We start from the raw sequence: 23,846 nt of genomic DNA on the forward strand, positions 1-23,846 counted from the left end.
GCACGCCTCACCAGACATGTAGAATTAAGCGCCTTACCTTTATTCAAGCGTCCTCAATAAGTGCAGGTTCGGCGTAATGCGAGTCTGCACTCATACACGGCGACTCATCAAGGAGAGCGTAAATGAAGGCAGCGACAATTGGAGCAGCATGGGTGACAGCGGTGCTCGCCACGGCCCAGCCCGCATGGGCGCAAGATTCGCTGGCCAGCGCCGCGCAAGGCGTTGTCGGCGCAGTCGAGCCGGTACATATGAAGGCGACGATTGTGGGCATCGATCCGGGAAGCCGCGCGCTGACGCTGAAAGGCGAGGGCGGCAACGTGGTGATCGTGCTCGTGGGCCAGCAAGTTGCCGGTTTCGATCAGCTCAAAGTGGGCGACCGTGTTGATGCGCTTTATAAGAATGCACTGCTCGTAAAGGCCGAGCGTGTCACCGGCAAGAGTAAGGGCGTTCGCGAGCGGGTCGATACGCAGACATACACGCCGGCCTCCGGTGGTTTTGAATCGGCGCGCCAGGTCGAAGTGCTGGCCACCGTGCAGAAAATCGACCGCAAGCGGCGCCTCGTCACCCTGCGCGGCGCGTACCAGACGCAGACGCTCGAAGCAGGTCCGCAAGTCGACCTTAGCGGCGTGAAGGTAGGCGACACGATCCACGCGGTCTTCGTTTCCGCTGCGGCCGTGCAGATCACACCGCAAGCGGCGGCGCAAGGCGCGGCTCAGTAGGGCACCGTTCGCTTCCACGGCGCGATCGCCTTGCTTGCCGCCGCGCCGTGGATTTCGTTCATGAGTTCGCAGGGCATGCGACGAGAAACCCGTTACATGCCCTTGGGCGGTTGACAACTCTCAACGCGGCGCCGGTGGTCCGAGGCTCAGGGACGCGAGCCGGCTCAAGCAACGCCTGAAAAAGCCTGGCGCGGGCAACAGGTAAGTCAACGAGACATGCGCGGTGCGCTCGCCGTCCGTGCTCAACCAGATGCGTTCGCCGCGCTGCAGGCTGATTGTCTGACCCGGCACGAGCCAGTGATCATATGGCGAGCTGATGCGTGTGAGCCAAAGACGCGCACCGTTCACCGCCAGCGTGCTGTCCGCCTCGACGCGCCAGGTCAGCGTCGCGCCAGACGCGACGGGGAAATGCACCACCACCTTTGGTAGACGCCCGTTTTGCGGATACGCAAACAGAGGTGCTTCGTCGTCCATGCACTGCGGGCTTGCCTGATCCATCATGCTCTCCGATATGAGCCGGCTGGCGGAGGCGCCCACAAAACAAAAGGCCCCTTCCGTTACCGGCGGGGCCTTGGGGGTCTTGTTTTACAGACTCAGACTGCTAACGCGCACATGCTCCCATAGGCCAGCCGATCAAGGCTCGCTTCGGGTGATTAATCGCTACGGCGATGGAGGTGTGCGTCAACATGAATTGAGTGTGCCGTTTTGCCGCACACCTTGTCAACAGAATTCAGACGCTGTTTTTCCGTAGCTGTGGCGCCGGGCGCTTTGCTCGCGCAGAGATCCGCACCCTGCGCGTTCCCCCGCAACAAACCATGTCGGTTTATGTCACGGCACCTGACAATCGCTCGCGAAGTCTTATCCAGAAAGCTTCTTTCGCGGTGAAATAGCGCGACATATCTTCGCTGATGATTGTTACGGCGCGTCCTTCTATAGTCCATTCATCGCCACGCAGCGCAGCAGGTGGCCCGAATCGAAAGGACATACCGTGAAACTCAATCCTTCGCAGTCCCAGCCATCGGTGCGCACCGCGCGGCCGTCACCTCGTTGGGCGCGCAGCGCGCGCTGCGCAAGCTCGTGCTCGGTGCGGGCGCAGCGATGCTCGCCTTCGGCAGCGCGTCCGCATTTGCCTGGTCGCAGCACGGCACCGCTTACACGTCGCGCGGTGTCTATTACTAAGGCCATGTCGGCTCTTGTGGCGGCGGCAGTTGTTCGCATGCGGGAGGCGTCGTCGGTCCCTACGACGGTCTCGCGACGAACACCGGCACGCTCACGCGCTCACGCGCCCACGCGCTCACGCCGCTACGACGGCTCCGCCGCGAGCGTCAACGGAAAGCGGATCGTGAAACTGGTGCCCACGCCCTCGCGCGACGCGAAGTCGATGTGTCCGCCCAGCACGCGGCACAGTTCTTTCACGATGGCGAGTCCGAGCCCCGTGCCAGGAATATTCTCGTCGGCGGCGCGCTCGAATTCATGGAACACGCGGTCCGCATCCGCCGGCGCGATGCCCACGCCGGTATCCGACACGCGGATGGACCAATGTTCCGGACCGGCCATGGCGAAGTGCAGGTCGACCCGGCCCGATTGCGTGTACTTGATTGCGTTCGAAAGCAGATTCACGGCGATCTGCTTGAGCTTCAAACGGTTCGACGTTACCGCAGAAAGCGCGGGATCGAACGCGGTGCGCAACGTCAGTCCCTTCGCCTCGATAGAGAGCCGCGACGACGCCACGAGTTCCTCGTAGAGCTCACGCAGATCGACCTGTTCGAGCGTGAGCGGTGCGCCGTCGCCGAGTACCACGGAGTACTCGACCATCTGCTCGACGAGCGCTTTCATGTCCTCCGCCTGCCGGTTGGCGAGCGTCAACGCGGTGTCGGCTTTCGCGGGCGCGCGAGCAATGAGTTGCAGCGCCATCGAAAACGCATTCAAAAAGTTTCGCAGATCATGAACCACGCTGCGCGTGATGTGCATGCGCGACTCGTACAATTCGCCGACAAGCCGCTGCTTCAGCTTCAACTCATGATTGGCGCGCTCGAGCCGTCCCGTGTATTCGTCGATCTTGCGGTCGCGTTCGCTGACCACTTCCCTGATCGACGTCAGCGTGACCACGCTGAGCGTTTCCGCAATCATGCGGCGCGCGCGTCTTTCGTGGCGGCGCGTGAACGCGTTGTCGCGCGCAGCATAAGTGTCGAGCGCGTCGGCAAGCACCTGGTGGAAAAGATCCAGCTCGCGCACGAGTTCTTCGATGCGGTAGCCCTGGCGCCAGCGCACCATGCCATGCTTGCGCGCATCGCGTTCGATGTCGGGTTCGACGCGTTCCAGGTCTTCGACATCGAGCGCCGAGCACAAGCCCTCGAGAATTTCCGGCAGATGGTCGGCGAGTTGCTGGTAAGTGAGCTTGTCGGCTTCCACGAGGTCTACGTCGCCAAAAACCGCGTCCATCCATTGCTCGGTCAATTGAACCCGCTCGGCACGAACAAAATCGGCGAAGTTGCGAAGCGGGCTTACGCGTGTCTCATTCATAGTAGCGCGGTGGATGAAGTTTCGGAATTGTGCGCGTGCCCATAAAACGGCAATTCATTATCACCGCAAATCGACGGCGTGGCGTCGAATTTGCGGACTGGCGAGGTCATCCGTTGCGCTCTTTCACGAAATCGATGAACGCGCGCAGCGGCGCGGGCACGTGACGGTGGCCGGGGTAGTAAAGAAACGGGCCGGAAAAACGTTGCCACCACGGCTCCAGTATTGGCTCGAGGGCCCCGCTGTCGAGATGTGGGCGGAGTATGTCTTCGAACAGTTGGATCACGCCCACGCCCGCGACGGCCGCTTCGATCAGCAGTTCCATCGCGGCGCCCGGCCGCACGACGAGAGGCCCCGACGGATCGACTTGCACCACTTCGCCGTCGCGTTCGAAGTACCAGGTCGGCGTCGCGCCGCCGCCGAATTGAACGCGCACGCAAGCATGCGCGAGCAGCTCGCGCGGATGTTGCGGGCGTCCGCGAGCGTCGAGGTAGCCGGGCGCGGCGGCGGTCGCGAAGCGCTCCACGCGCGGGCCGATCGGCACGGCGATCATGTCTTTCTCGAGCCGTTCGTCGTAGCGGATGCCGGCGTCGCAGCCTATGGACAGCACGTCGACAAAGCCGTCCTCGACGAGCACTTCGACGCGAATGTCTGGATAGGCCTTCAGAAACGGCGCGATGATACCCGGCAGCACGATGCGCGCGGCGCTTGCCGGTACGTTCAGTTTGAGCGTGCCGCTCGGTTGCTCGCGGAATACGTTGAGCACGTCGAGCGCCGCTTCCATTTCGCTGAAGAGCGGAGTCAGTTTTTCCAGCAGACGCAGTCCCGCTTCGGTGGGCGCGACGCTGCGCGTCGTGCGGTTCAGCAGGCGCAAACCGAGCCGGGTTTCCAGCCGGCGCACGGCGACGCTCAGGCTCGACGCGGAAACGCCGCTGCTGCGCGCCGCGTCGCGAAAGCCGCCCGCGCGCGCAACGGAAATGAAGGCCGTGAGGTCGTTTAATTCCATAGCTCTCTTGACTGTTCGAAAATTTGAACAACCCGTGCACGTTAGTCCTCTTTATTGAACGATGCAATCCCGGCCATACTGGGCTTGGTCTTAACAGCAAGGAGAGCAACATGCCGAATCCGAACATCACCCAGACTTTTCCTCTCGCCGGGCGCCCGGTTCGGCGCATGGGCTACGGCGCAATGCAACTCGCGGGACCCGGCGTATTCGGCCCGCCGAAGGACCGCAACGCCGCGCTTGCCGTGCTGCGCGAAGCGGTGTCGCAAGGCGTCAATCACATCGACACAAGCGACTTTTACGGCCCGCACATTACCAACCAGCTGATTCGTGAGGCGTTGCACCCGTACCCCGCCGATCTCGTGCTCGTCACCAAGCTGGGCGCGGTGCGCGGCAGCGACGGTGCGTGGCTGCCCGCGCAGGCGCCCGAGGATCTGGAGCGCGGCGTCCACGACAACCTGCGCAACCTCGGCCTCGACGCGCTGGAGGTCGTCAACTTGCGGCTGATGGGCGACGTGCATGCGCCTCGCGAAGGCTCCATCGAAAAGCAGGTCACTGCGCTTGCCGAGCTCCAGCAACGCGGCTTGATTCGCCACATCGGCCTGAGCAATGCGACCTCTGCGCAGATTGCCGAGGCGCAGCGCATCACGAAGATCGTTTGTGTGCAGAACCACTACAACCTCGTGCACCGCGCCGACGACTCGCTGATCGACGACCTCGCAGCTAAGGGCATTGCCTATGTGCCGTTTTTTCCACTTGGCGGCTTCACGCCGATCCAGTCTTCGACGCTTACTGACATTGCGCAAACCCTCGGCGCCACGCCGATGCAAGTGGCGCTCGCGTGGCTGCTGCAGCGCGCGCCGAATATTCTGTTGATTCCGGGGACGTCATCGGTCGAGCACTTGCGTGAGAATCTCGCGGCGGCAAGGCTCGAGCTGAGCGGCGAGATCCTCGCGCGACTGGACGCGGTTGGGCGTGCCGACGCTCAGGCATGACGCTCGGGCGAGGCACGCAAGGAGGCCCGCAAGGCGACATGCGAGCCGCACACATGCCCGCACATAAGCAGGCGCGCATGCAGAGGCTCAGGCCCGCCGTCGGATCGGCCCGGCATGACGCCTCACACCGCGTCCGCGATCTGCGCGCGCAACCACTGATGCGCCGGATCGCGATGCGAGCGCTCATGCCACAGCATGGCCATTTCATAGCCGGGCACCTCGACGGGCGGCTCGACCACGCGTAGCGCGGGGTGGTTGCGCACGAGCCGGGCGGGCACCATCGCGATCAGATCGGTGCTGGCAAGCGCCGAGATCATGAAGAGAAAGTGCGGAACGGACAGCACGACCCGGCGCGTGAGACCGGCTTTGGCGAGAACTTCATCTGTCACGCCCGCAAAGCCGCCGCCGTCCGGCGAAACGATCACGTGCTCGAACTTCGAGAACTGCGCCAACGTAGGGCGCCGTTTCAGACGCGGATGGTCCGCGCGGCACGCCAGCACATAACGCTCTGCAAACAGCACTCGCCGGCGCAGGCCGACGGGCGCGCCCTCGCTCGTATGAAAGCCGAGGTCTATCTCGCCTCTTTCGGCCTGCTTCGCGAGGCGCGGCGGCGCGGCCTCCACAACCGCGAGCCGCGTGGCAGGCGCTGCCGCGCGCAGCCTGGGCAGCACCGGAAGAATGATCGTGGACTCTGCGTAGTCCGTCGCGGCAATGCGCCACGTTTGCGTGGCCTCTGCCGGATCGAAGGCTCGCGCGGGCGCCACGGCCTGCTCCAATGCTTCGAGCGCCTGCCGCAGCGGCTCGCGTAGCGCCTCGGCGCGCGCGGTCGGGCGCATGCCTCGCGGCCCCGGCAGCAGCAGCGGATCGCCAAGCACTTCGCGCAATTTGGCAAGATGCACACTCACCGAAGGCTGCGAAAAATTCAAACGTTCCGCAGCACGCGTCACGTTGAGTTCCGCGAGCAATACGTCCAGTGTGACGAGCAGGTTCAGGTCGAGTTTGCGCAGATTATTCACGGTTATACCTGCCATTTCCGTAATTCATTTCCAATATACCGCGACGGCGCCTATCGTGTGTTTATTCCCACATGATTGAAGGCAAGCCGAAATGAACGTTCTGATTGTTTATGCTCATCCTGAACCACGCTCGTTGAATGGATCGCTGAGAGATTTTTCCGTCAAGCGTCTGCAGGAGGCGGGGCACACGGTTCAGGTTTCCGATCTGTATGCAATGAACTGGAAGGCCTCACTCGATGCGCACGACAGCCTCGCGCCCGTAACCGGCGAGCGCTTCGAGCCCTCGCGCGCGTCGAAGCATGCGTTCGAAAACGGGCTGCAAAGTCCGGACATCGCCGCTGAACAGGCAAAGCTCAAATGGGCGGATGCGCTCATTCTGCAATTTCCGCTCTGGTGGTTCTCAATGCCCGCCATCATGAAAGGCTGGGTGGAGCGTGTGTACGCGTATGGGTTCGCGTACGGCGTGGGCGAGCACTCCGATGCGCGCTGGGGCGACCGCTATGGCGAGGGCAATTTCGCCGGCAAGCGTGCGATGCTGCTGGTCACCACGGGCGGCTGGGAATCGCACTACAGTGCGCGCGGCATCAACGGTCCGATTGACGACGTGTTGTTCCCGATCCAGCACGGCATACTGTATTACCCGGGCTTTGACGTGCTGCCGCCGTTCGTGGTGTATCGCACGAGCCGCATTGACGAACAGAAGTACCTGCAGGTGCGCGACGCGCTCGGCGAGCGCCTCGACAATCTGTGGAATACGCAGCCTATACCATTCCGTCCGCAAAACGGCGGCGACTACCGGATTCCCGAACTGACGCTGAAGGAGGACATCGCGCCAGGCCGCGAGGGCCTGGGCGTACACGTCAGATAGTGGTGGCGCGAACGCACACAAGCAACGGCGGCAGCGTGCAGGCCTGGACGCTGCCGCATTTTATTTCGATAAGCGGATTGATTGAACAAACTTCAGTCGATGCCATGAAACACCGCGTCGTCCGGACCGAGATACGCGGGCGGGCGCCAGGCCGCGTCGCGCATTGAATGCTGAACCAGTTTTTCGACGCCGAGCAGCACCGCGAATATCGCCATCCGCACGGGAATGCCGTTATCGGTCTGCCGGAAAATGGCGAGCCGCGAATCGTGATTGAGGTCCACGCTCAGATCGTTGGCGCCTGGGCGGCTGTCGCGCGGCAGCGGGTGCATGATTAGCGTATCGCTGCCGCATACGCTGTCCACCAGCGCCTGATTGATCTGAAAGTCGGGTGTGTAGCCTTCGAACGATTCGTCGGTAAAGCGCTCTTTCTGGATGCGCGTGGCGTACACCACGTCGGCGCCGCGCAGTCCGCTCGGCAGGTCGTGAGTCTGTTCGATCACATGGCCGTTGCGCGAAATCTGCTCGATGATGTAGCCCGGCATTTCCAGCATGGGCGGCGAGATCAGCGTGAACTTGATGCCGCGATAAAGCGCCAGCAGTTTGACGAGCGAGTGCACCGTGCGCCCGTATTTCAGATCGCCGACCAGTGCGATGTGCGCGCCGTCCACGATCTTGCCGAGCCGGGAGAACTCGCGCTGAATGGTGTACAGGTCGAGCAGGGCCTGGCTCGGGTGTTCGCCCGGGCCGTCTCCGCCATTGATCACGGGCACGTTGGTCGCGCGCGCGAATTCGGCGACCGAGCCTTGCTCCGGATGGCGGATCACCAGCGCATCCACGTAGCCGCTCATCACGCGGCTCGTGTCGTAGATGGATTCGCCCTTGGCCATAGACGAAAACGTGAAGCCCGTGGTGTCGCACACGGACCCGCCGAGCCGGCAGAACGCCGCGCCGAAACTCACGCGGGTGCGCGTGCTGGCCTCGAAAAACAGATTGCCGAGCACCGCGCCTTCCAGTACGCGGGAGATTTTGCGGCGACGCGCGATGGGCTGCATGATGTCCGCGACACGAAAGAGCGCTTCCACCGAGTCGCGCGAGAACTGGTCGACGGACAGTAATTGCGGCTTGCCTTCCCACAGCATCTGACTCGCCAGAGACTGCGAGTCTACGCTTTGCGTATACTTTTCGCCCGGCTCGCCGTGCACGACGATTTCGGAGACAAAGCGCTCCACAATCTCGGGCATCGCGCGCGATTCCTGCGAATCGTCGGGCAGCAGCCATGTATCCAGCGCCCGGCGGGACACGCCGATGCGGCCGGCGAACGTGTCGCGGGTCATGTTCAGGCGCCGCATGGCGTCGCGGAGGAAGGCTTGCTGGGGGACGCTCATGAGGGTACCTGCCGAAATGTATGCGCCGGATATACGCGGTGCGTATATTAGTTCGACTGCCACAGAAGTCAAGCAATTTCGGGATGCACTTTGCCAATGCACATCGGGCGCGGTTACACTGCGCTTCATGCTCTACGGCCCCGTTTTCCGACTCTGCTTGTCTACCGCGCCTCGTTCTGTATCTGCAGAACGCGTGGCTGCACGCGCGCGCGCTTCGCTCACCGCTACGGAGCGCGACGCGCACTGCCGCCCGGCGTTCGGCGCCAAAGCCAAAAAACAGCCGCTCATCTGACCGGAGCACGCTGTTCCGTCAGATGCGACGGAACAGCGGGTCACGCGCTTCGGCGGTCTTTCCTGTCTTTCTCCTTCGCACGCTGCCGGAATCGATACGGTCGCTCATCGACGCAAGAGGAAGGACATGTCTATTTTTTCGGGTATCTGGATTCCGCTCATCACGCCTTTCGCCGACGGCGCGGTTGACCATGCCGCGTTGCGCGCGCTCGTGCGCCGCTATGCCGACGCGGGTGTCGCCGGCATCGTCGCATTGGGCACGACCGGGGAGCCGGCCGCGCTCGACGCTCGCGAACAGGACGCTGTGCTCGCAACCATTCTTGAGGCGGCTGGGGCAGAGAGCAACCAAAGCGCTGAGCCCAAGCCGGCGTTGCCGGTGGTGGTGGGCGTATCGGGCAATCACACGGACAGCATGCGCAATCGCATCGAGCAACTGAATGCGCTGCCCATTGCCGGTGTGCTGATGGCCGCGCCGTACTACGTGAGGCCCTCGCAGGCCGGCATAGTCAGTCATTTCATGACACTTGCCGATGCCAGCGAAAAGCCGGTGGTGCTCTACGACATTCCGTATCGCACCGGCGTGCGGCTTGAACTCGATACGCTGCTCACGCTAGCCGCGCATCCACGGATTCAGGCGGTAAAGGATTGCGCCGGTTCCCTCGACACCACGCTCGCGCTGATTCATGACGGCCGCTTGCAGGTGCTGGCAGGCGAAGACGTGCAGATGTTCAACACGCTTTGCCTCGGCGGCAGTGGCGCGATTGCTGCTTCTGCTCACGTGTGTACGGAACAGTTCGTGGCGCTTTATCGCGCGCTCACGGCAGGTGCGCTCAACGAAGGGCGGCGCATTTTTCAGGCGCTTGTGCCGCTGATCCACGCGTTGTTCGCCGAGCCGAATCCCGCGCCGGTCAAAGCGTGGCTCGCGCAGCAAGGTCTGATACGCGACGGACTTCGTCTGCCGATGACACGTGCAAGCGATACGTTAGTGGAGCGTCTTGCTGAGTGGAAGCGCGCCTGAGCGAAGCGGCCGGCGCGCGGGCGGCGATGGCTGCGTTGGCGGGCGGCAGCGGAGGCGCGCGGCAGTAGGGGCGAGCGGCAGCAGAGGCGAACGGCAGCAGAGGCAAGCGGCGGCAGAGGCGAGCGGCAGCAGAGGCGAGCGGCAGCCGTGGCGAGCGGCAGCCGAGGCGAACGGCAGCACAGGCGAACGGCAGCACAGGCAAGCCGCAGCCAACGCAAGCAGCAAGAGCCAGCGACAGCCCGGGCGCGCCGCAGTGCGCGCGAGCGCCGCCGCATGCGAGGCTCATACCATGCCCGACAGCGACCGGCGTTGCGCGGGTTCGTCTTGACCCGGCAATGTGTCGCGAGCCGCTGCGTGGCCCGCGCCGGCCCGCGTCTTCCAGGAGAGGGCAAGACGTTCGCTCGCGCTGCGGTCCAGCGTCGCTAGCATGTCGCGTTCGAGAATCAGCAGCTTGAATGCCAGCACGATCAGTCCGCTCGCGAGCAGCACGTCGCCCGCGAACACCACCGCGTAAACCGCGGACGTGGTCTGCGGGTTGCCGATCAGCAGCGCAAGATTCGCGCGGTCGAGCAGCACAAGCGTGAGCGGCACAATTGCACTCAGTGTAGCGATGCCGGCGCCGATCACGGCGATGGTTCGCGCGAGGCCCAGGTGTGGACGGCGTCGGCGGCAGACCTCATATAGCGTGGCTGCGCGGTACGGCGCAAAGAACAGCGCGAGCAGCACGGCGCGTGCGCCCATTGGCAGTTTCAGGAGCAGCGCACCGCCGTACATCACGCAAAACAGGCACATGACGATGAGCGCGCCGCGCCATTTGATTCGGACGCCGAATAACGCACATGTGCCGAGCCAGATCAGAATGCGGCTTTGCAGCGCCAGCGTCGCGGTTGCAAAAAGAAGGATGTTGGTCTGCCATGTCAGATGCAACGCAAAGCATGCTGCGGCCGCGGCGACCAGGTAGAACGCGGCCGCCCACAAGCGGAATGCGCCGACTTGCGCAAACATTCGCGCAAGCACCGTGGCGATGAGTGCGCAGCACAGAAACGTAATCAGCCACAACGAGGTAAACGTTGCTACGTCGAATTTCATGAAGTCTCCAGCACCTATGCAGCTTTTATTGTTTATTGTTCGACCGGACGGCCGCGCGATAACGTTTGCGCGATTGCGCGGGACTCGCGCGTGCCCAACGCGTCGCGATGTTGTGCGATGTGGTGCGGTGCGTCCCGGATCGTGTCGCCGTGCCTGCGCAAACAGTCAGCAGGCGTCTGCAGTCATGGTCCGTCCTCTCAGCAGATCGCCGAAGGCCTCCGCGGTTAGCGGCTTGCCCAGCAGGAAGCCTTGCATTTCGTCGCACCGCATGGCCTTCAGCATATGAAGCTGCGATTCGGTTTCCACGCCTTCGGCCACCACATCCATTTCGAGCGAGTGCGCGAGCGCGATGATCGCCGAAACGATCGCGCTGCCTTCCGGTCCGTGCGCGTCCAGACCGTTGGTGAAGAAGCGGTCGATCTTCAGTTGCTTCACGCGGAATCGTTGCAGATACGCGAGGCTCGAATAGCCGGTGCCGAAATCGTCAATGGCAATTTCAAAGCCGCTTGCGTGAAATTCGCGCAGCATCTCGATCGTTCTCGCAGCGTCCTGCATCGCCACGGTTTCGGTAATCTCGAACATGATCTGTTCGCAGCTGATGCCCTCGTCGTTCACTATCCCGAGCATGGTCGGCACGAGATCGGCCTGCAACAGCTGGCGCGGCGACAGGTTAATCGCCACCTTGATCGCAGGCAGACCCTGCGCGGTCCAGCGACGAATCTGCCGGCACGCCTCGCGCAATACCCAGTAGCCGATCTGCACGATCTGTCCGGAACGCTCGGCAATTGGAATGAATTCGAGTGGCGCAAGCGTGCCAAGTTGCGGATCATGCAAACGGATCAGCGCCTCGGCGCCCACGAGCGACTCGTTTCTGCCATGAAATTTAGGCTGGAAGTGCAGCGTGAAATGTCGCTCGTCAAGCGCCTCGCGCAAGGCGTTCTGGATCTGCAGTGTACGCATCGCTGCTTCGTTCATGCGTCGCTCGAAAAAGCGGTACGTACTGCGGCCCGCGCGCTTCGCTTCGTACATCGCGGCGTCCGCGTGCTTGAGCAGCGTCTCGACCGTATCGCCGTCTTCCGGAAACAATGCGATGCCTATGCTCGGCATGACCTGCAAAGGCTGCGAATCGGCCCATGTGCCGCGCCGCATGCGTTCGAGCACGCCTTCCGCAAGTGCTGCTACGTCCTTGCGCGATGCGAGTTGCTCCGTGAGCACGACGAATTCGTCGCCGCCGAGGCGCGCGACGGTGTCGCCCGCGCGCACGCATTTCAGCAGACGCTGCGCGAACGCGGACAGCACCTGGTCTCCGGCCGAATGACCGAGCGAATCGTTAATCGTCTTGAAGCCGTCAATGTCCATGAAGAGGACCGCAACGAGCGACCGCTGGCGACGTCCTGCATGAATCGCGCGCTCCATGCGCTCTGTCAGCGTGGCGCGGTTGGGTAGTCCGGTCAGTGTGTCGAGCGTGGCAAGCCGCACGATCTGCCCGTTGAGCTTCGACACGGCGCCAACGAGGAAACTGGTGCGCGCGTCGAAACGCGACAGCAGCAACGTGACGATCAGAATCGCGAGTGTGAAGAGAATCACCGAGGTCGCGAGCCACCCGGCATGCACACTGGCCGCCGCGCCGCAGATGGCGCCGGGGGCGAACTTGGCCGCGGCCATGCCCGCGTAATGCATGCCGCTGATCGCAACCGCCATCACGAGCGCCGCGCCGAAGCGCTTTTGCAGCACATGCCGCGCGTCGTCGTTGCTGAGCGCGCGGGCCATCCACAGCGCGGCAGTCGCGGCGACAATCGCGATCGCAAGCGAGGCCGCAAACCACGTCGGCCGATAGCTGATGCCAGGCGACATGCGCAACGCAGCCATGCCGCTGTAGTGCATGCCCGCAATGCCGAGGCCCATGAAACCGCCGCCGGCGACAAGGCGTGTGGCCGTCAAACGTGCGTGTGTGGTCAGACAGAGCGCCAGATACGATGCGCCGATGGCGAGCGCGAGCGAATACGCTGTGTCCGCGAACTCGTAGCCGAGCGGAATAGGCAGGGAAAACGCGAGCATGGCGACGAAATGCATCGACCAGATGCCAATGCCCAACGCTGCCGCGCCGCCCATACGCCAGATGTGCCGCAACCGCGGCGACGCCAGCACGAAGATGCGGCCGGTCAGATCGAGTGCCGTGTACGACGCGAGCGTCGCCACGAAAAACGACATGACGACCAGCCAGGGGTTGTATGAGCTCTGCATGTGAAGTCCAACCGCGAGGGAGAAGCGGTTGAACTTGTTATCGACACTTCAGCGCGTTTATTTAATTGATTTTCAATATGTTAGCGGTCGATACACGCTGCCGTCCGCGGTCACGAATCAGAACTCACGATTCACGAACCACGAAGCCGCGCGGCAGCGAGCGTGCAGTTCCTGCCATCGCTGCTGCCGCCCGTCGGCTCACATTCCATCAACCTCCGTCGACAGAAACACGCGCCGATTCACTGATAATCGGGCTGCTATAAGGGCTTTCGCTAACCGGGCTCGCGTGACGCGCAGCATGGGCGCGGCGCATCGGCTTGAGCACGAAGAGCGCGAGCAGGGCGGCCGCGGCCGCCATACCCGACGCGAGCATGAACACCGCGTGCCAGCTGCCGGTTGCCGCTGTAATGATGCTCGTGAACGGGACCAGCAGCGCGGCCGTGCCTTTTGCCGTGTACAGCAAGCCTGCATTGGTAGCCGCGAACTTCGGCCCGTAGGTGTCGCCGCAGGTCGCCGGAAACAGGCTGTAGATTTCGCCCCATGCAAAGAACACGATGCCGGTCAGCACGACGAACGCCACTGGACTATGGCCGTATTTCGACAAGGCCAGAATCCCGACTGCTTCGATCGCGAAGGCAAGAAACATGGTGTTTTCGCGGCCGATGCGATCCGAGATCCAACCGAAGAACGGCCGGGTCAAACCGTTCAGCACACGGTCGATTGTCAACGCGAAGGTGAGCGCCGGCAAGGTCAGGCCGAGCAACGAAACGGGCGATTCGTGCAAGCCGAAGTCTTTGGCGATGGGCCCGAGTTGCGCGGTCGCCATCAAACCACCGGCAGCCATCATCACGAACATGAGATACATCACCCAGAACACCGGCGAGCTGACCACTTCGCGCGGCGTCGCGTTGTACACGACGCGACGCACGGCGCTCTTTGCGGTGGCGAGCAGGCTGGCGGGCGGCGCGAGCAGTGCGAGTCCCAGCACGATTACGATCACCCCCTGGCCGAGACCGAACCACAGGAAGGTCGCTTCGTAGCCGCTACTCTTGATCATGTTCGAAATCGGAATGACGGTCGCCGCCGATCCAGCGCCGAAGCCGGCTGCCGTGATCCCCGCTGCAAGGCCGCGACGGGTGGGAAACCACTTGAGCGCGTTGCCCACGCAGGTGCCGTAGACCGCGCCTGCGCCGACGCCGCCAATGGCCGCCGCTACGTAAAGCAGGGGCAGCGACGACGCCACCGAGTTGAGCGCCCACGCAAGCGCACACAACAGGCCGCCGCCGACCACCACCGGACGCGGCCCGTACTTGTCGACGAGATACCCTTCAATGGGCACAAGCCACGTTTCGGTCACCACGAAGATCGTGAACGCGACCTGAATTGCCGCGCGGCCCCATTGGTATTTTTCGTTGATCGGATTGACGAACAAAGTCCAGCCGTATTGCATGTTGGCGATCATTGCCATGCAGATGACGCCGAATACGAGTTGCACCCACGGTGACGCTACCCACGACGCTCCTTCCTGACGATCCGTTTCCATCACTGTCTCCTTTGACATGCCTTGTCTTGTGATTGCGAAGCGATGACGCTTCGCAACGACCTTTGGACGTCTTCGATGCGTGTTGAAGTCGGTGGTCGAATCGATACAGTATGTGATATATCAAGTAAGTCAAGCGAAAGAAACCCGACGTTTGCTGACAACTTTCCTGATATGAAAGGGAAATGAAGGAGTGCGTGCGACTCATGCAAAAGAGTCAAAAAAAGCCCGCCGACAAGGCCGGCGGGCTGAGGCATGCAGCGAGACAAGGCTGTTCACCGCATGTCTCGCCTTTATAGCTGAAAGTTGAATGTAATGTTAGGTTTTTGTGGGTAGTGATTGTACGAGGGCGCTCATTGCGCGAATCGGCGCGAGGCGAAGCTCACAGCGACTGTGCAGAGAACGTATCGCACTGGCGGACGTCGCCCGTGGTCATGCCACGCCTGAGCCACCGCTGACGCTGCTCGCTCGTGCCATGCGTGAATGCCTCCGGCACCACGCGTCCTTGCGATTGCCGCTGCAACCGGTCGTCGCCGATCGCGCCGGCTGCGTTCAGTCCTTGTTCGAAGTCGCCCGGTTCCATGAGCTTCGCGTTCATCTGTTGCGCGACCGCGGCCCACACGCCCGCAAAACAGTCGGCCTGCAATTCCAGGCGCACGGACAACGCATTGCCGCGCGCCTGCGATACGCGCGCACGCGCGGCTTCGTACTTGTCCGAGATGCCGAGCACGTTCTGGATGTGATGTCCCACCTCGTGTGCGATCACATAGGCTTGCGCGAAGTCGCCACCCGCGCCGAAACGCTCGCGCAGTTCACGGTAAAACGACAGGTCGATATAGACGGTGCGGTCCGGAGGACAGTAGAACGGGCCCATCGCGGACTGGCCGGTGCCGCAGGCAGTCGACGTCGCGTCGCTAAACAGCACGAGCTTGGGCGCCGGATAGTCCTGATTGAACTGCGTACGAAAGATGTGCTGCCAGGTCCGCTCCGTGTTGCCGAGCACGCGGCGCACGAAGTGGCTGCCGGGGTCGTCGGCGGGACGCGCGTTGGTCGGCGTGTTGGCCTGCGGCGCATTGCCTTGCAGCACTTGCGCACCGTTGATAATGGTCATTGGATTAATACCGAAGAAGTACGACGCCGCCAGCGCGATAACAATCGTTCCAAGGCCGATGCCGCCGCCCACGCGCATTCCACCGCCGCGCCGGTCTTCGACGTTCTGGCTTTCCACTTCATCATCAAGGCGCATGGCGTGTTCTCCGTGATCCGTTCGCGACAGGTTGTGACCCATTGCGGTCTACTGCCGCAATGGAGCAGTTAGCATACCTGCGCGGCGTCGCTATGTGCGCTCGCCCACGTTCCGGATAGCGATGGTTGGCTCAGACCTGACTAAAAAGTTGGTCGACCCTGAAGACGCGCGTCCATGCAGGACCGGCTAGCGGTTCTCTTCGCACGCAGCGGACGAGAGCGTATAGCCCTCGTCGAGCCAGCCGGTGACGCCGCCGGCCATCAGCTTGACGGGGCGCCCCAGGCGCGCAAGCCGTAGCGCGCCGCGGGCGGCGCCGTTGCAATGCGGACCCGCGCAATAGGTGACGAAGAGCGTATCGTCCGGATAGCCGGCGAGCTTTGACGCGACGATCTTGCCATGCGGCAGGTTAACCGCGCGAGGCACGTGCCCCGCTGCGAAGAGCGCGGGGCTGCGCACGTCGAGCAGCACAAAGCCCGGCGTGCCGCTTTGCAGCGCGGCGAATACGTCGGCGCAATCGGTTTCGAACGCAAACATGGCCTCGAAATGCGCAACGGCTACGGGGCCTGGCGCGGCGGGCACGGCAGTCACGGCGTTGGTGTGGCGGTCCGCATCTACCTTGCCGATGGTGTCCATGGCGTTGAACTCCGACATGATGGGGTCTCCCTTGAAGGCGTGTGAGTGAAGTGTGCCGGCTGCTTTGCAATTGAGGCAGCCCATTGTGTTGCCTGGGCCTGCAACGGGTAAGTGGCGCAATCGTCAATCTTCGGTAACATCACGCCATGCACAATCATCTTGTCGTCGCGCTGGCTTATGACCGGCTTTGCACTTTCGAATTCGGCTGCGTGACCGAGGTGTTCGCGCTCGAACGGCCGGAGCTCGGCGTGAACTGGTATCGCTTCGCCGTCTGCGCGGCAGAGGCGGGGCCGATTCGCGCGGCGGGCGGCATTACGATTGCAGCGCCGTATACGCTCAGGCTGCTCGATCGCGCCGATACCATCGTGATACCCGGCTGGCGCGATGCAGACGAACTGCCGCCCGAGCCGCTGCTGAAGAAAATCCGCGCCGCGTACAAACGCGGCGCGCGTCTCTGCTCGATCTGTTCAGGCGTGTTCGTGCTCGCGGCTGCGGGCGTGCTTGACGGCAAGACGGTCACCACGCACTGGCGTTACGCCGCCAGGTTGCAGGAGCGCTATCCGCATCTGCGAGTGCGGCCCGACGCGCTGTATGTCGACGAGCAGCAGATCATCACGTCGGCGGGATCGGCGGCGGGGCTCGACATGCTGCTGCATCTCGTGCGGCGCGATCATGGCAGCGCCGTCGCAAACCGCGTCGCGCAGCGCCTCGTGGTGCCGCCGCATCGCGAGGGCGGTCAGGCGCAATTCGTGCCGCGTCCCATGCCGCAAGACGAAAGTGGCCGCCTCGCGCGTCTGATGGACTGGGTGCGCGCTCATCCGGCATTGCCGCACACGCTGCGCTCCCTGGCCGAACGCGCGGCTATGAGTCCGCGCACGTTGCAGCGGCAGTTTCATGACGCCACGGGCATGGCGCCGTACGAGTGGCTGGTGCGCGAGCGCGTGGCCGTGGCGCGCGAGTTGCTGGAGACGCCCAAACCGTTGCCGATGGCACGCGTCGCGGCACTCGCGGGCTTCGGCTCCGAAGAGTCACTGCGTCGTCATTTCAGGCGCATTGCGCTCACGAGCCCAGGGGCGTATCGCAAGAAGTTCGGCGCGCCGCCAGTCGCCTAACGGCGCCGGCGTGCCGCATTCTTCCCGGCGCGATGACGCACCATGCCGTCTGCAAGGAATCTAGATGACCGACATCGCACAGACCATCGCACGCTTTAACGCAGGCCGCGATCCCGAACGGCTGACCATGAAGTACAACGCGATGCGCACCTCGCCATTCGTGCTCCTGCGCGGCACGTGTCATCTGTTCTACGAGCGCCTGCGGCAAGATCCGCTATTCGACGCCGCGCCGCCCGTGTGGATCTGCGGCGACATGCATCTGGAGAACTTTGGCAGTTACAAGGCGGACAACGGCCTTGTCTATTTCGACAACAACGATTTCGACGAAGCGTGCCTCGCGCCCAATCTGTACGAACTGGTGCGTTTGCTGACCAGCGTGCAGGTCGGCGCGGCCGATCTCGAACTGAGCCGCGCGCAGGCGCTCGCGCTCTGTCATACAGCCGCGCACGCGTATGGTGCGGCGCTCGCCTACGGCAAGGCGCGTTGGGTCGAGCGCGAGACGTCCTCGGGCATGGTGCGCGATCTGTTCGATGCATTGGCCGGCCGCACGCGCGTCGCCCACCTCGAGCGCCGCACCGTTCTGAAAGGCAAAACGCGCAAGCTAAAGGTAGACGGCAAAAAAGCACTGCCCGTAAGCGATGAACGGCGCGCCGCGGTCACGTTCTTCATGCAGCGGTTCGCGGCCGGCGAAAGCGATCCGGACTTTTACCGTGTGCTCGACGTTGCGCGCCGCATTGCGGGTACAGGAAGCCTTGGCGTAGACCGTTATGTGATTCTGGTGGAAGGCAAGGGCTCGCCGGACGGCAACTATCTGATCGACCTGAAGGAAGCGCTGCCTTCTTCGCTCGTGCCGCATCTGCGCACGCCGCAACCGGCATGGCGTAGCGAAGCCGAGCGCGTGGTCGAAATCCAGCGGCGTAATCAGGCGGTTTCGCAGGCGTTCTTGCACGCGGTGGACTTCAATCAGCGCTCGTATGTGCTGCGCAGCCTGCAGCCGTCGGAGGACCGCGTCGCGTTGCGTGACTGGAACGGCAAGTTGCCGAGGCTCGAAGGCGTGGTCGGCAGCATGGCGGAGTTGAGTGCCTGGGCGCATTTGCGCAGTGGCGGCCGGCAAAATTCGTCGATTGCGGACGACATGATTGCGTTCGGCAATCGCGCGGACTGGCAAGCGCCGTTGATCGAACTGGCGACGCACTGCGCGGCGCAAGTTGCGGTGGACTGGAAAAGTTATTGCGAGGCTTACGATAGCGGTGCGTTCGCGGTGTAGCACCGTGCGTGGCGGGCGCGAGGCTTCGTCGAGCAGGCATCGACACATGCGAGGCGAGACTGTCGCCTTGCACGAAGCGGTGGCAGCTTCAAAGCAAAACGGCACGACAACGTTTGCGCATCCGAACGAGGCATTTGCCGCTCACAGCTTTCCTCCGGGTTCATTGCTTTTACCCGCTATTTCAGCGCCTGAAACGCGCCGCTGCCTGACGATGGTGTAATAACCAGCAACAGTGCTTTGCGGTTTTCCCTCATTCAATTCACCTTCTTATGGCGTAGACTTGCCAGTAACAACAAATGGTTACGGGGTGCGGGATGTTGGCCGTTTTCTTCATCGCCTGTCCGATCTGCATTGCGGCGCTCTTCGGTTTCGCGCGGCATGTCGATCCGCAGACAGGTCATTTCAAGCGTTGATTTTCAACGTTGCAATTTCGCGCACAGCCGGCAGCCGAATGGCGCTGCCGGTTTCCTTCGTGCATCGCCGCCCGCGGCCGCAGGTCTTGCGTTGAAGTGCCGTGGCGCGGCACGATGCGCAACAACCCGGGTTTGAAGCGGCATCGCGTATGCGAGACTTTCTGGCGAATTGGACGGCGCGGGCGGACCTGCTCAAGAGAACGGCGCGCGCCGGTATGCTCAAGGGCGTGCTGCCTTTAAACAGCGCCGCTGCATGGCGCGACGCGCTGGCGGGTGTACAGCTCGCCGCGATGGACATTCCCCAGGTGCTCGGTTACGCCCGCATTGCCGGCATGCCTGCCGTTACGGGCCTTTACACCGTCTTTCTGCCGCTTGTCGCGTTCGCGTTGTTCGGCGCGTCGCGGCACCTCGTGGTCGCGGCCGATTCTGCCACCGCCACCATCTTCGCCAGCCGCGTGTCGAGCATGGCAAGCGTTTCGAGCACCGATTATGCGTCGCTTGCCGCGATGGTCGCATTGCTGACCGCCGCGCTGCTGCTCGTCGCGCGCATTTTCAAACTGGGCTTTCTCGCCGACTTCCTGTCGCGCACGGTGCTGGTGGGCTTTCTTGCCGGAGTCGGCGTGCAGGTGGGTATCGCGATGCTGGGCGATATGTTCGGCCTACCCGGTCATGCGTCGCGCAGCATGGACCAACTGCTTCTGGTCGTGCGCGAGGCAGCGCAAGTGAACGTGCCCACGCTGCTCGTTTCGGTTCTGGTTGTGGCCGCCGTGCTGTTTTGCAAACGCATCTTGCCGCGCCTGCCGGTGCCGTTGATTGCCGTCGTGGCGGGAATCGCTGCCAGCGATATGTACAGTTGGGCCGCGCATGGCATTGCCGTGCTGGGTCCGGTGGCGGGCGGCCTGCCCGCGCTGCGCGTGCCTTCCGTCACGTGGCAACAGTTTCTCGACCTCATGCCGGTTGCCGCCTCGTGTTTCGTGATGATCGTCGCGCAGAGCGCCGCCGCGAGCCGCGTATTCGCCGAGCGGCATCACGAAGCGGCCGACACCAATCGGGATTTGCTAGGCATTGCGGCGGCCAACGCCGCAGCCGCGTTTTCCGGCGCTTTTGTCGTGAACGGCAGCCCGACGCAGACGGCAATGGCCGACCGCGCCGGCACGCGCAGCCAGTTCGCGCAGATTGTGTTCGCGCTGGTGGTGGTTGTCGTGCTGCTGTTTTTCAGCCGCTTTCTGCAGTATTTGCCGCGCTGCATTCTGGCGAGCATCGTATTCACGATTGCCGTGGGCCTCGTCGATCTGAAGACGCTCTTTGCGATTCGCCGAGAAAGTCCGGGCGAATTCGCACTCGCCGTATTCACCGCCGCGGCCGTGGTGCTGATCGGCGTAGAGCACGGCATTCTGATTGCGGTGGCCGTGTCGCTGCTGCGGCACGTGCGCCACAGCTACCGCCCGCATACGATGATTCTTGCGCCGGGCGACGACGGCATGTGGGTACCGGTGCCCGCGGTTGCCGGCACGCAGACCGCGCCTGGGCTCATCGTGTATCGCTTCGGGGCCGACCTGTTCTATGCGAACGACCATTTTTTCGTCGACGATACGCGCAACCTGATAGACCACGCGCCGAGCCAGGTGCGCTGGTTCGTGATCGACGCAAGCGCGATTACGGATCTCGATTATTCGGCGGCGCGCTCGGTCGGCGAGTTGTGCCGCCTGTTGCAACGCAGCGGCATCAGGGTGATTTTCGCGCGCGCGAACGGCTATTTGCGCGCCGACATGGACCGGCACGGCATCACGCCGATTATCGGCGCAAGCTGTATTTTCGGCACCTTGCACGAAGCGCTGCGTGCGGCGGGAGTGGCGGACCCCGTCAGCAAATAGCGCGCTTTAGCTTTTCGAACTCAGCAATTTGATGCCGGCAATGCCGAACATGATTGCGAGCGAGCCGTCGAGCCAGCGGCGGACCGCCATGTAAGCCCGTCGCGCCGAGGCCGTCGAAAACAGCAGCGCATAGCTGCTGAACACCGACACGCCGATGCACATGCAGCCCAGCACGACGGGCGCGGTATGCGTGCGGCCGCCCGCCGGGGACATGGCGAGCGACACGATGGACATCCACACCAGAATGGCCTTCGGATTGGTCAGATGCAGCAGCAGGCCGCGCAGATAGAGCCGCTTGAGCGGTTCGTCCGCTCGCGCGTGCGCATCCGGCAGCCTCGCAGGCGCAAGCGCTGAACGCGCCGATTTGAAGCCGAGCCACAGCAGATAAAGCCCGCCCGCAATCTTGATGGCGACGAGGCACCCGGAGTAAGCGGCCAGCACCGCCGACAATCCGAGCGACGCAAGCAGCGCCCAGAAGAACGAGCCGGACACGACGCCCAACGCAAACGTGAGCGCCGGGCGGCGGCCCGCGCTCATCGCGAGGGACATGATGGCCAGATTGCTCGGACCGGGACTGGCCGTGCCGACGAAGTAGGCGCTGTAGGCGATCAAAACGTCGGCGGTGAGAAAGGCGGTGGGCGTCATGGGCTAAGCTCGCGGGCGGGCAGGGAATGACGATTCTGCGCGCCGCCGTGGCGAGCGCACAGATACAGTTGCGCGAGCGCCGGTCGGCACAATTCGGCGGTTGGGGTGAAAAGCGGCAGTGGGGGCAGAAGGGGCGCAAGAGGCAGAAGGGCAGAAAAGGCAGAAGAGGCAGAAGAGGCAGAAGAGGCAGAAGAGGCAGAAGAGGCAGAAGAGGCAGAAGCGCTACAACGTTACGCTAGCTCAACGGCTCAACGGCTCAACGGCTCAGCGGCTCAGCGGCTCAACGGCTCAACGGCTCAACGGCTCAACGGCTCAACGGCTCAACGGCTCAACGGCTCAACGGCTCAACGGCTCAACGGCTCAACGGCCCAGCCGTCCTCACTGCTGCGCCGCGCTCACAATGCAATCGGCCAGCGCTTCGGCCACCGCTTGCCGGTTGTGCCGCGGGCGCTGCACGAGCCCTATCTCGCGATGAAACGTCGCCTCTTCCAGCGGTAACGCCGCCACGCCGGCGGGCCACTTGCCGAGGCCTGCGGTGTCCGGAATCAGCGCCACGCCGACACCGCGCGCGACCAGTTGCGCGATAGCCTGCAACTCGTCGAGCTCCAGCACGTCCTGTACGTTGAGCCGCGCGCGCCGCAAAAAGCGCTCGACGAGCCGCCCGCCGAACGAAGTGCGGTCGTAGCGGATAAACGGTTCGCTTTTCAGCAGCTCGCGCCACGAGCGCTTGCCGCGCGCGAGCGCTTTGGGCACCAGCAGCACGAACGGTTCGGTGACGAGCGTGCGCCATTCCAGTTCTGAGGGCAACGCAAACGGCGGCTTGATGATGACGGCAAGATCGAGCTCGCCTGAGTCCACCTGGCCGAGCAGGTTGAGCGACACGCCAGGCACCACACGAATGCGCCAGCCTGGACGGTCCTCGCGAAAACGCGCCAGTGCGTCGGCGAGAAACGACACTTGCGCCGACGCGATCGCGCCCACGCGCAGCATGCCGCTCTCCGCCGCGACCGCGCCGCGCTGCGAGAGGCGCGCGTACATCGCGATGATTTCCTCGGCGAGCGCGAGCGTTTCGCGCCCGGCCTCGTTGAGCGTCGCGGAGCGGCCGGTGCGGTCGAAGAGCGCAAATCCCAGTTCATCTTCGAGCCGCTGCATCTGCGCGCTCACTGCCGATTGAGTGAGTCCGATGCGCGCACCCGCAGAGGAAAACGTGCCGTACTGGCTGACGGCGATCAGGGTTCTGAGCTCGGCAAGCATGTTTTGGATTAATCGATTCTGGTGATGGTCAGCTCCAATATATATCGTTTTCCATCATTTTTACTTGTGGTTAGACTTTGCGGAAATGAAGCGCCGCAACGAAGCGCCGTATCCGTCAACCGCATCACTCACAGCGAGTCCCTTACATCATGAGCGTTACTCAAACCGCGTTGCCGCCGTTCCATCTGGCGTTTCCCGTCCACAGCCTTGCCGCCGCGCGCGAGTTCTATGGCGAACTGCTCGGCTGTCCCGAAGGCCGCAGCTCGGAGCAGTGGGTCGATTTCAATTTCTACGGGCACCAGATCGTCGCGCATCTCGCGCCGGAAGAAGTCGGCCACCGGCAAACCAGCAAGGTGGACGGCGACGCCGTGCCGGTGCGCCACTTCGGCGCCGTGCTTTCCATGGAGCAATGGCAGGCTGCGGCCGACAAGCTGCAACAGGCGGGCATCGACTTCATCATCGAGCCGCACGTGCGTTTCAAGGGCGAAGTAGGCGAACAGGCCACCATGTTCTTCCTGGACCCGTCGGGCAACGCACTGGAATTCAAAGCGTTTGCCGACATGGCGTCGCTGTTCGCGAAGTAAAAGCGCACGAAATTCGTAGGCAAACTGAAATAAAAGTGGCGGCCTGCGCTTGGCGCATGGCCGCCTTGCAAGGCTTTTGCCTTACAACTTCCTTCCTGACAAGCGTGCCATTTTCGCGCCATGCAGGTGT

The 23,846-nt window shown here is 63.1% G+C and carries 19 protein-coding genes and 2 pseudogenes; 9 read left to right on the top strand and 12 right to left on the bottom strand.

The window, feature by feature from the left end:
* Window positions 1-122: 122 nt before the first annotated feature.
* Window positions 123-719, top strand: a complete 597-nt coding sequence (locus F757_RS0100855; RefSeq protein WP_027209712.1) for a hypothetical protein — start codon at window positions 123-125, stop codon at window positions 717-719.
* A 120-nt stretch (window positions 720-839) separates the two neighbouring features.
* On the opposite strand, the gene F757_RS0100865 is transcribed toward F757_RS0100855, so the two are convergent.
* On the bottom strand, window positions 840-1,217 hold the full coding sequence (locus F757_RS0100865; RefSeq protein ID WP_027209713.1) for a DUF2917 domain-containing protein: 378 nt from the start codon (window positions 1,215-1,217) through the stop codon (window positions 840-842).
* A 519-nt stretch (window positions 1,218-1,736) separates the two neighbouring features.
* Here F757_RS0100865 and F757_RS34810 point away from each other — a divergent pair.
* A pseudogene (locus tag F757_RS34810) lies at window positions 1,737-2,000 on the top strand (hypothetical protein); the annotation flags it as partial.
* A gap of 21 nt (window positions 2,001-2,021) precedes the next feature.
* Here the strand turns inward: F757_RS34810 and F757_RS0100875 are convergent.
* Window positions 2,022-3,242: a sensor histidine kinase gene (locus F757_RS0100875; protein WP_027209714.1), complete on the bottom strand. Its 1,221-nt coding sequence runs from the start codon at window positions 3,240-3,242 to the stop codon at window positions 2,022-2,024.
* A 106-nt stretch (window positions 3,243-3,348) separates the two neighbouring features.
* A complete protein-coding gene (locus F757_RS0100880; RefSeq protein ID WP_027209715.1) occupies window positions 3,349-4,245 on the bottom strand; it encodes a LysR family transcriptional regulator in 897 nt (298 codons plus the stop codon).
* Between the two features lie 110 nt (window positions 4,246-4,355).
* Here F757_RS0100880 and F757_RS0100885 point away from each other — a divergent pair, with 110 nt between their 5' ends.
* A complete protein-coding gene (locus F757_RS0100885) occupies window positions 4,356-5,237 on the top strand; it encodes an aldo/keto reductase family oxidoreductase (RefSeq protein ID WP_027209716.1) in 882 nt (293 codons plus the stop codon).
* 122 nt (window positions 5,238-5,359) lie between these two features.
* Here the strand turns inward: F757_RS0100885 and F757_RS0100890 are convergent, their stop codons facing one another.
* A complete protein-coding gene (locus tag F757_RS0100890; RefSeq protein WP_027209717.1) occupies window positions 5,360-6,268 on the bottom strand; it encodes a LysR family transcriptional regulator in 909 nt (302 codons plus the stop codon).
* Window positions 6,269-6,344: 76 nt separating this feature from the next.
* Here F757_RS0100890 and F757_RS0100895 point away from each other — a divergent pair, with 76 nt between their 5' ends.
* On the top strand, window positions 6,345-7,121 hold the full coding sequence (locus F757_RS0100895) for an NAD(P)H-dependent oxidoreductase (protein ID WP_027209718.1): 777 nt from the start codon (window positions 6,345-6,347) through the stop codon (window positions 7,119-7,121).
* A gap of 92 nt (window positions 7,122-7,213) precedes the next feature.
* Here the strand turns inward: F757_RS0100895 and F757_RS0100900 are convergent, their stop codons facing one another.
* Complete coding sequence (locus tag F757_RS0100900) at window positions 7,214-8,506, bottom strand: aspartate carbamoyltransferase (RefSeq protein WP_013341603.1); 1,293 nt, start codon at window positions 8,504-8,506, stop codon at window positions 7,214-7,216.
* A gap of 418 nt (window positions 8,507-8,924) precedes the next feature.
* Here F757_RS0100900 and dapA point away from each other — a divergent pair, with 418 nt between their 5' ends.
* On the top strand, window positions 8,925-9,815 hold the full coding sequence (dapA, locus tag F757_RS0100910; protein ID WP_027209719.1) for a 4-hydroxy-tetrahydrodipicolinate synthase: 891 nt from the start codon (window positions 8,925-8,927) through the stop codon (window positions 9,813-9,815).
* A 282-nt stretch (window positions 9,816-10,097) separates the two neighbouring features.
* Here the strand turns inward: dapA and F757_RS0100920 are convergent, their stop codons facing one another.
* The 5 genes and pseudogenes from F757_RS0100920 to F757_RS0100940 form a co-directional block, all read right to left on the bottom strand.
* Window positions 10,098-10,904 (bottom strand): hypothetical protein, encoded by an 807-nt coding sequence (locus tag F757_RS0100920; RefSeq protein ID WP_027209720.1) that lies wholly within the window; start codon window positions 10,902-10,904, stop codon window positions 10,098-10,100.
* Between the two features lie 165 nt (window positions 10,905-11,069).
* Window positions 11,070-13,154: pseudogene (locus tag F757_RS0100925) on the bottom strand (putative bifunctional diguanylate cyclase/phosphodiesterase); the annotation flags it as partial.
* A gap of 202 nt (window positions 13,155-13,356) precedes the next feature.
* Window positions 13,357-14,691, bottom strand: coding sequence for an oxalate/formate MFS antiporter (gene oxlT / locus F757_RS0100930; protein ID WP_027209722.1), 1,335 nt, complete (start codon window positions 14,689-14,691; stop codon window positions 13,357-13,359).
* Window positions 14,692-15,070: 379 nt separating this feature from the next.
* Complete coding sequence (gene ypfJ, locus F757_RS0100935; protein WP_027209723.1) at window positions 15,071-15,934, bottom strand: KPN_02809 family neutral zinc metallopeptidase; 864 nt, start codon at window positions 15,932-15,934, stop codon at window positions 15,071-15,073.
* Between the two features lie 186 nt (window positions 15,935-16,120).
* Entirely contained in the window at window positions 16,121-16,585 is a 465-nt protein-coding gene (locus F757_RS0100940) for a rhodanese-like domain-containing protein (protein WP_084530668.1), read from the bottom strand.
* 128 nt (window positions 16,586-16,713) lie between these two features.
* On the opposite strand from F757_RS0100940, the gene ftrA reads away from it, so the two are divergent.
* The 3 genes from ftrA (at window position 16,714) to F757_RS0100960 (ending at window position 21,233) form a co-directional block, all read left to right on the top strand.
* The gene (gene ftrA / locus F757_RS0100945; RefSeq protein ID WP_027209725.1) at window positions 16,714-17,679 is read left to right on the top strand and encodes a transcriptional regulator FtrA; all 966 of its coding nucleotides are present in this window, start codon (window positions 16,714-16,716) and stop codon (window positions 17,677-17,679) included.
* Between the two features lie 64 nt (window positions 17,680-17,743).
* The gene (locus F757_RS0100950) at window positions 17,744-18,946 is read left to right on the top strand and encodes a DUF2252 domain-containing protein (RefSeq protein ID WP_027209726.1); all 1,203 of its coding nucleotides are present in this window, start codon (window positions 17,744-17,746) and stop codon (window positions 18,944-18,946) included.
* 562 nt (window positions 18,947-19,508) lie between these two features.
* Entirely contained in the window at window positions 19,509-21,233 is a 1,725-nt protein-coding gene (locus F757_RS0100960; RefSeq protein WP_027209727.1) for a SulP family inorganic anion transporter, read from the top strand.
* Between the two features lie 6 nt (window positions 21,234-21,239).
* Here the strand turns inward: F757_RS0100960 and F757_RS0100965 are convergent, their stop codons facing one another.
* Window positions 21,240-21,878 carry a LysE family translocator gene (locus F757_RS0100965; protein ID WP_027209728.1) on the bottom strand — a complete coding sequence of 213 codons (639 nt, stop codon included), beginning with the start codon at window positions 21,876-21,878 and terminating at the stop codon, window positions 21,240-21,242.
* A gap of 378 nt (window positions 21,879-22,256) precedes the next feature.
* Window positions 22,257-23,132, bottom strand: coding sequence for a LysR family transcriptional regulator (locus F757_RS0100970; RefSeq protein WP_027209729.1), 876 nt, complete (start codon window positions 23,130-23,132; stop codon window positions 22,257-22,259).
* Between the two features lie 149 nt (window positions 23,133-23,281).
* Between F757_RS0100970 and F757_RS0100975 the strand changes: the two genes are divergently transcribed.
* Window positions 23,282-23,716 (top strand): VOC family protein, encoded by a 435-nt coding sequence (locus F757_RS0100975; protein ID WP_027209730.1) that lies wholly within the window; start codon window positions 23,282-23,284, stop codon window positions 23,714-23,716.
* Window positions 23,717-23,846 lie beyond the last annotated feature (130 nt).

The organism is Burkholderia sp. WSM2232 (assembly GCF_000472545.1).
Classification (GTDB): domain Bacteria; phylum Pseudomonadota; class Gammaproteobacteria; order Burkholderiales; family Burkholderiaceae; genus Paraburkholderia.

What these genes read in the sequence shown, in the direction of transcription:
- F757_RS0100855 (WP_027209712.1), top strand. Translation starts at nt 123, where the DNA reads ATGAAGGCAGCGACAATTGGAGCAGCATGGGTGACAGCGGTGCTCGCC.
- F757_RS0100960 (WP_027209727.1), top strand. Translation starts at nt 19,509, where the DNA reads ATGCGAGACTTTCTGGCGAATTGGACGGCGCGGGCGGACCTGCTCAAG.
- F757_RS0100885 (WP_027209716.1), top strand. Translation starts at nt 4,356, where the DNA reads ATGCCGAATCCGAACATCACCCAGACTTTTCCTCTCGCCGGGCGCCCG.
- F757_RS0100890 (WP_027209717.1), bottom strand. Translation starts at nt 6,268, where the DNA reads ATGGCAGGTATAACCGTGAATAATCTGCGCAAACTCGACCTGAACCTG.
- F757_RS0100940 (WP_084530668.1), bottom strand. Translation starts at nt 16,585, where the DNA reads ATGTCGGAGTTCAACGCCATGGACACCATCGGCAAGGTAGATGCGGAC.
- F757_RS0100975 (WP_027209730.1), top strand. Translation starts at nt 23,282, where the DNA reads ATGAGCGTTACTCAAACCGCGTTGCCGCCGTTCCATCTGGCGTTTCCC.
- F757_RS0100950 (WP_027209726.1), top strand. Translation starts at nt 17,744, where the DNA reads ATGACCGACATCGCACAGACCATCGCACGCTTTAACGCAGGCCGCGAT.
- F757_RS0100965 (WP_027209728.1), bottom strand. Translation starts at nt 21,878, where the DNA reads ATGACGCCCACCGCCTTTCTCACCGCCGACGTTTTGATCGCCTACAGC.
- ypfJ (WP_027209723.1), bottom strand. Translation starts at nt 15,934, where the DNA reads ATGCGCCTTGATGATGAAGTGGAAAGCCAGAACGTCGAAGACCGGCGC.
- F757_RS0100970 (WP_027209729.1), bottom strand. Translation starts at nt 23,132, where the DNA reads ATGCTTGCCGAGCTCAGAACCCTGATCGCCGTCAGCCAGTACGGCACG.
- dapA (WP_027209719.1), top strand. Translation starts at nt 8,925, where the DNA reads ATGTCTATTTTTTCGGGTATCTGGATTCCGCTCATCACGCCTTTCGCC.
- F757_RS0100900 (WP_013341603.1), bottom strand. Translation starts at nt 8,506, where the DNA reads ATGAGCGTCCCCCAGCAAGCCTTCCTCCGCGACGCCATGCGGCGCCTG.
- F757_RS0100865 (WP_027209713.1), bottom strand. Translation starts at nt 1,217, where the DNA reads ATGGATCAGGCAAGCCCGCAGTGCATGGACGACGAAGCACCTCTGTTT.
- F757_RS0100875 (WP_027209714.1), bottom strand. Translation starts at nt 3,242, where the DNA reads ATGAATGAGACACGCGTAAGCCCGCTTCGCAACTTCGCCGATTTTGTT.
- F757_RS0100920 (WP_027209720.1), bottom strand. Translation starts at nt 10,904, where the DNA reads ATGAAATTCGACGTAGCAACGTTTACCTCGTTGTGGCTGATTACGTTT.
- ftrA (WP_027209725.1), top strand. Translation starts at nt 16,714, where the DNA reads ATGCACAATCATCTTGTCGTCGCGCTGGCTTATGACCGGCTTTGCACT.
- F757_RS0100880 (WP_027209715.1), bottom strand. Translation starts at nt 4,245, where the DNA reads ATGGAATTAAACGACCTCACGGCCTTCATTTCCGTTGCGCGCGCGGGC.
- F757_RS0100895 (WP_027209718.1), top strand. Translation starts at nt 6,345, where the DNA reads ATGAACGTTCTGATTGTTTATGCTCATCCTGAACCACGCTCGTTGAAT.
- oxlT (WP_027209722.1), bottom strand. Translation starts at nt 14,691, where the DNA reads ATGGAAACGGATCGTCAGGAAGGAGCGTCGTGGGTAGCGTCACCGTGG.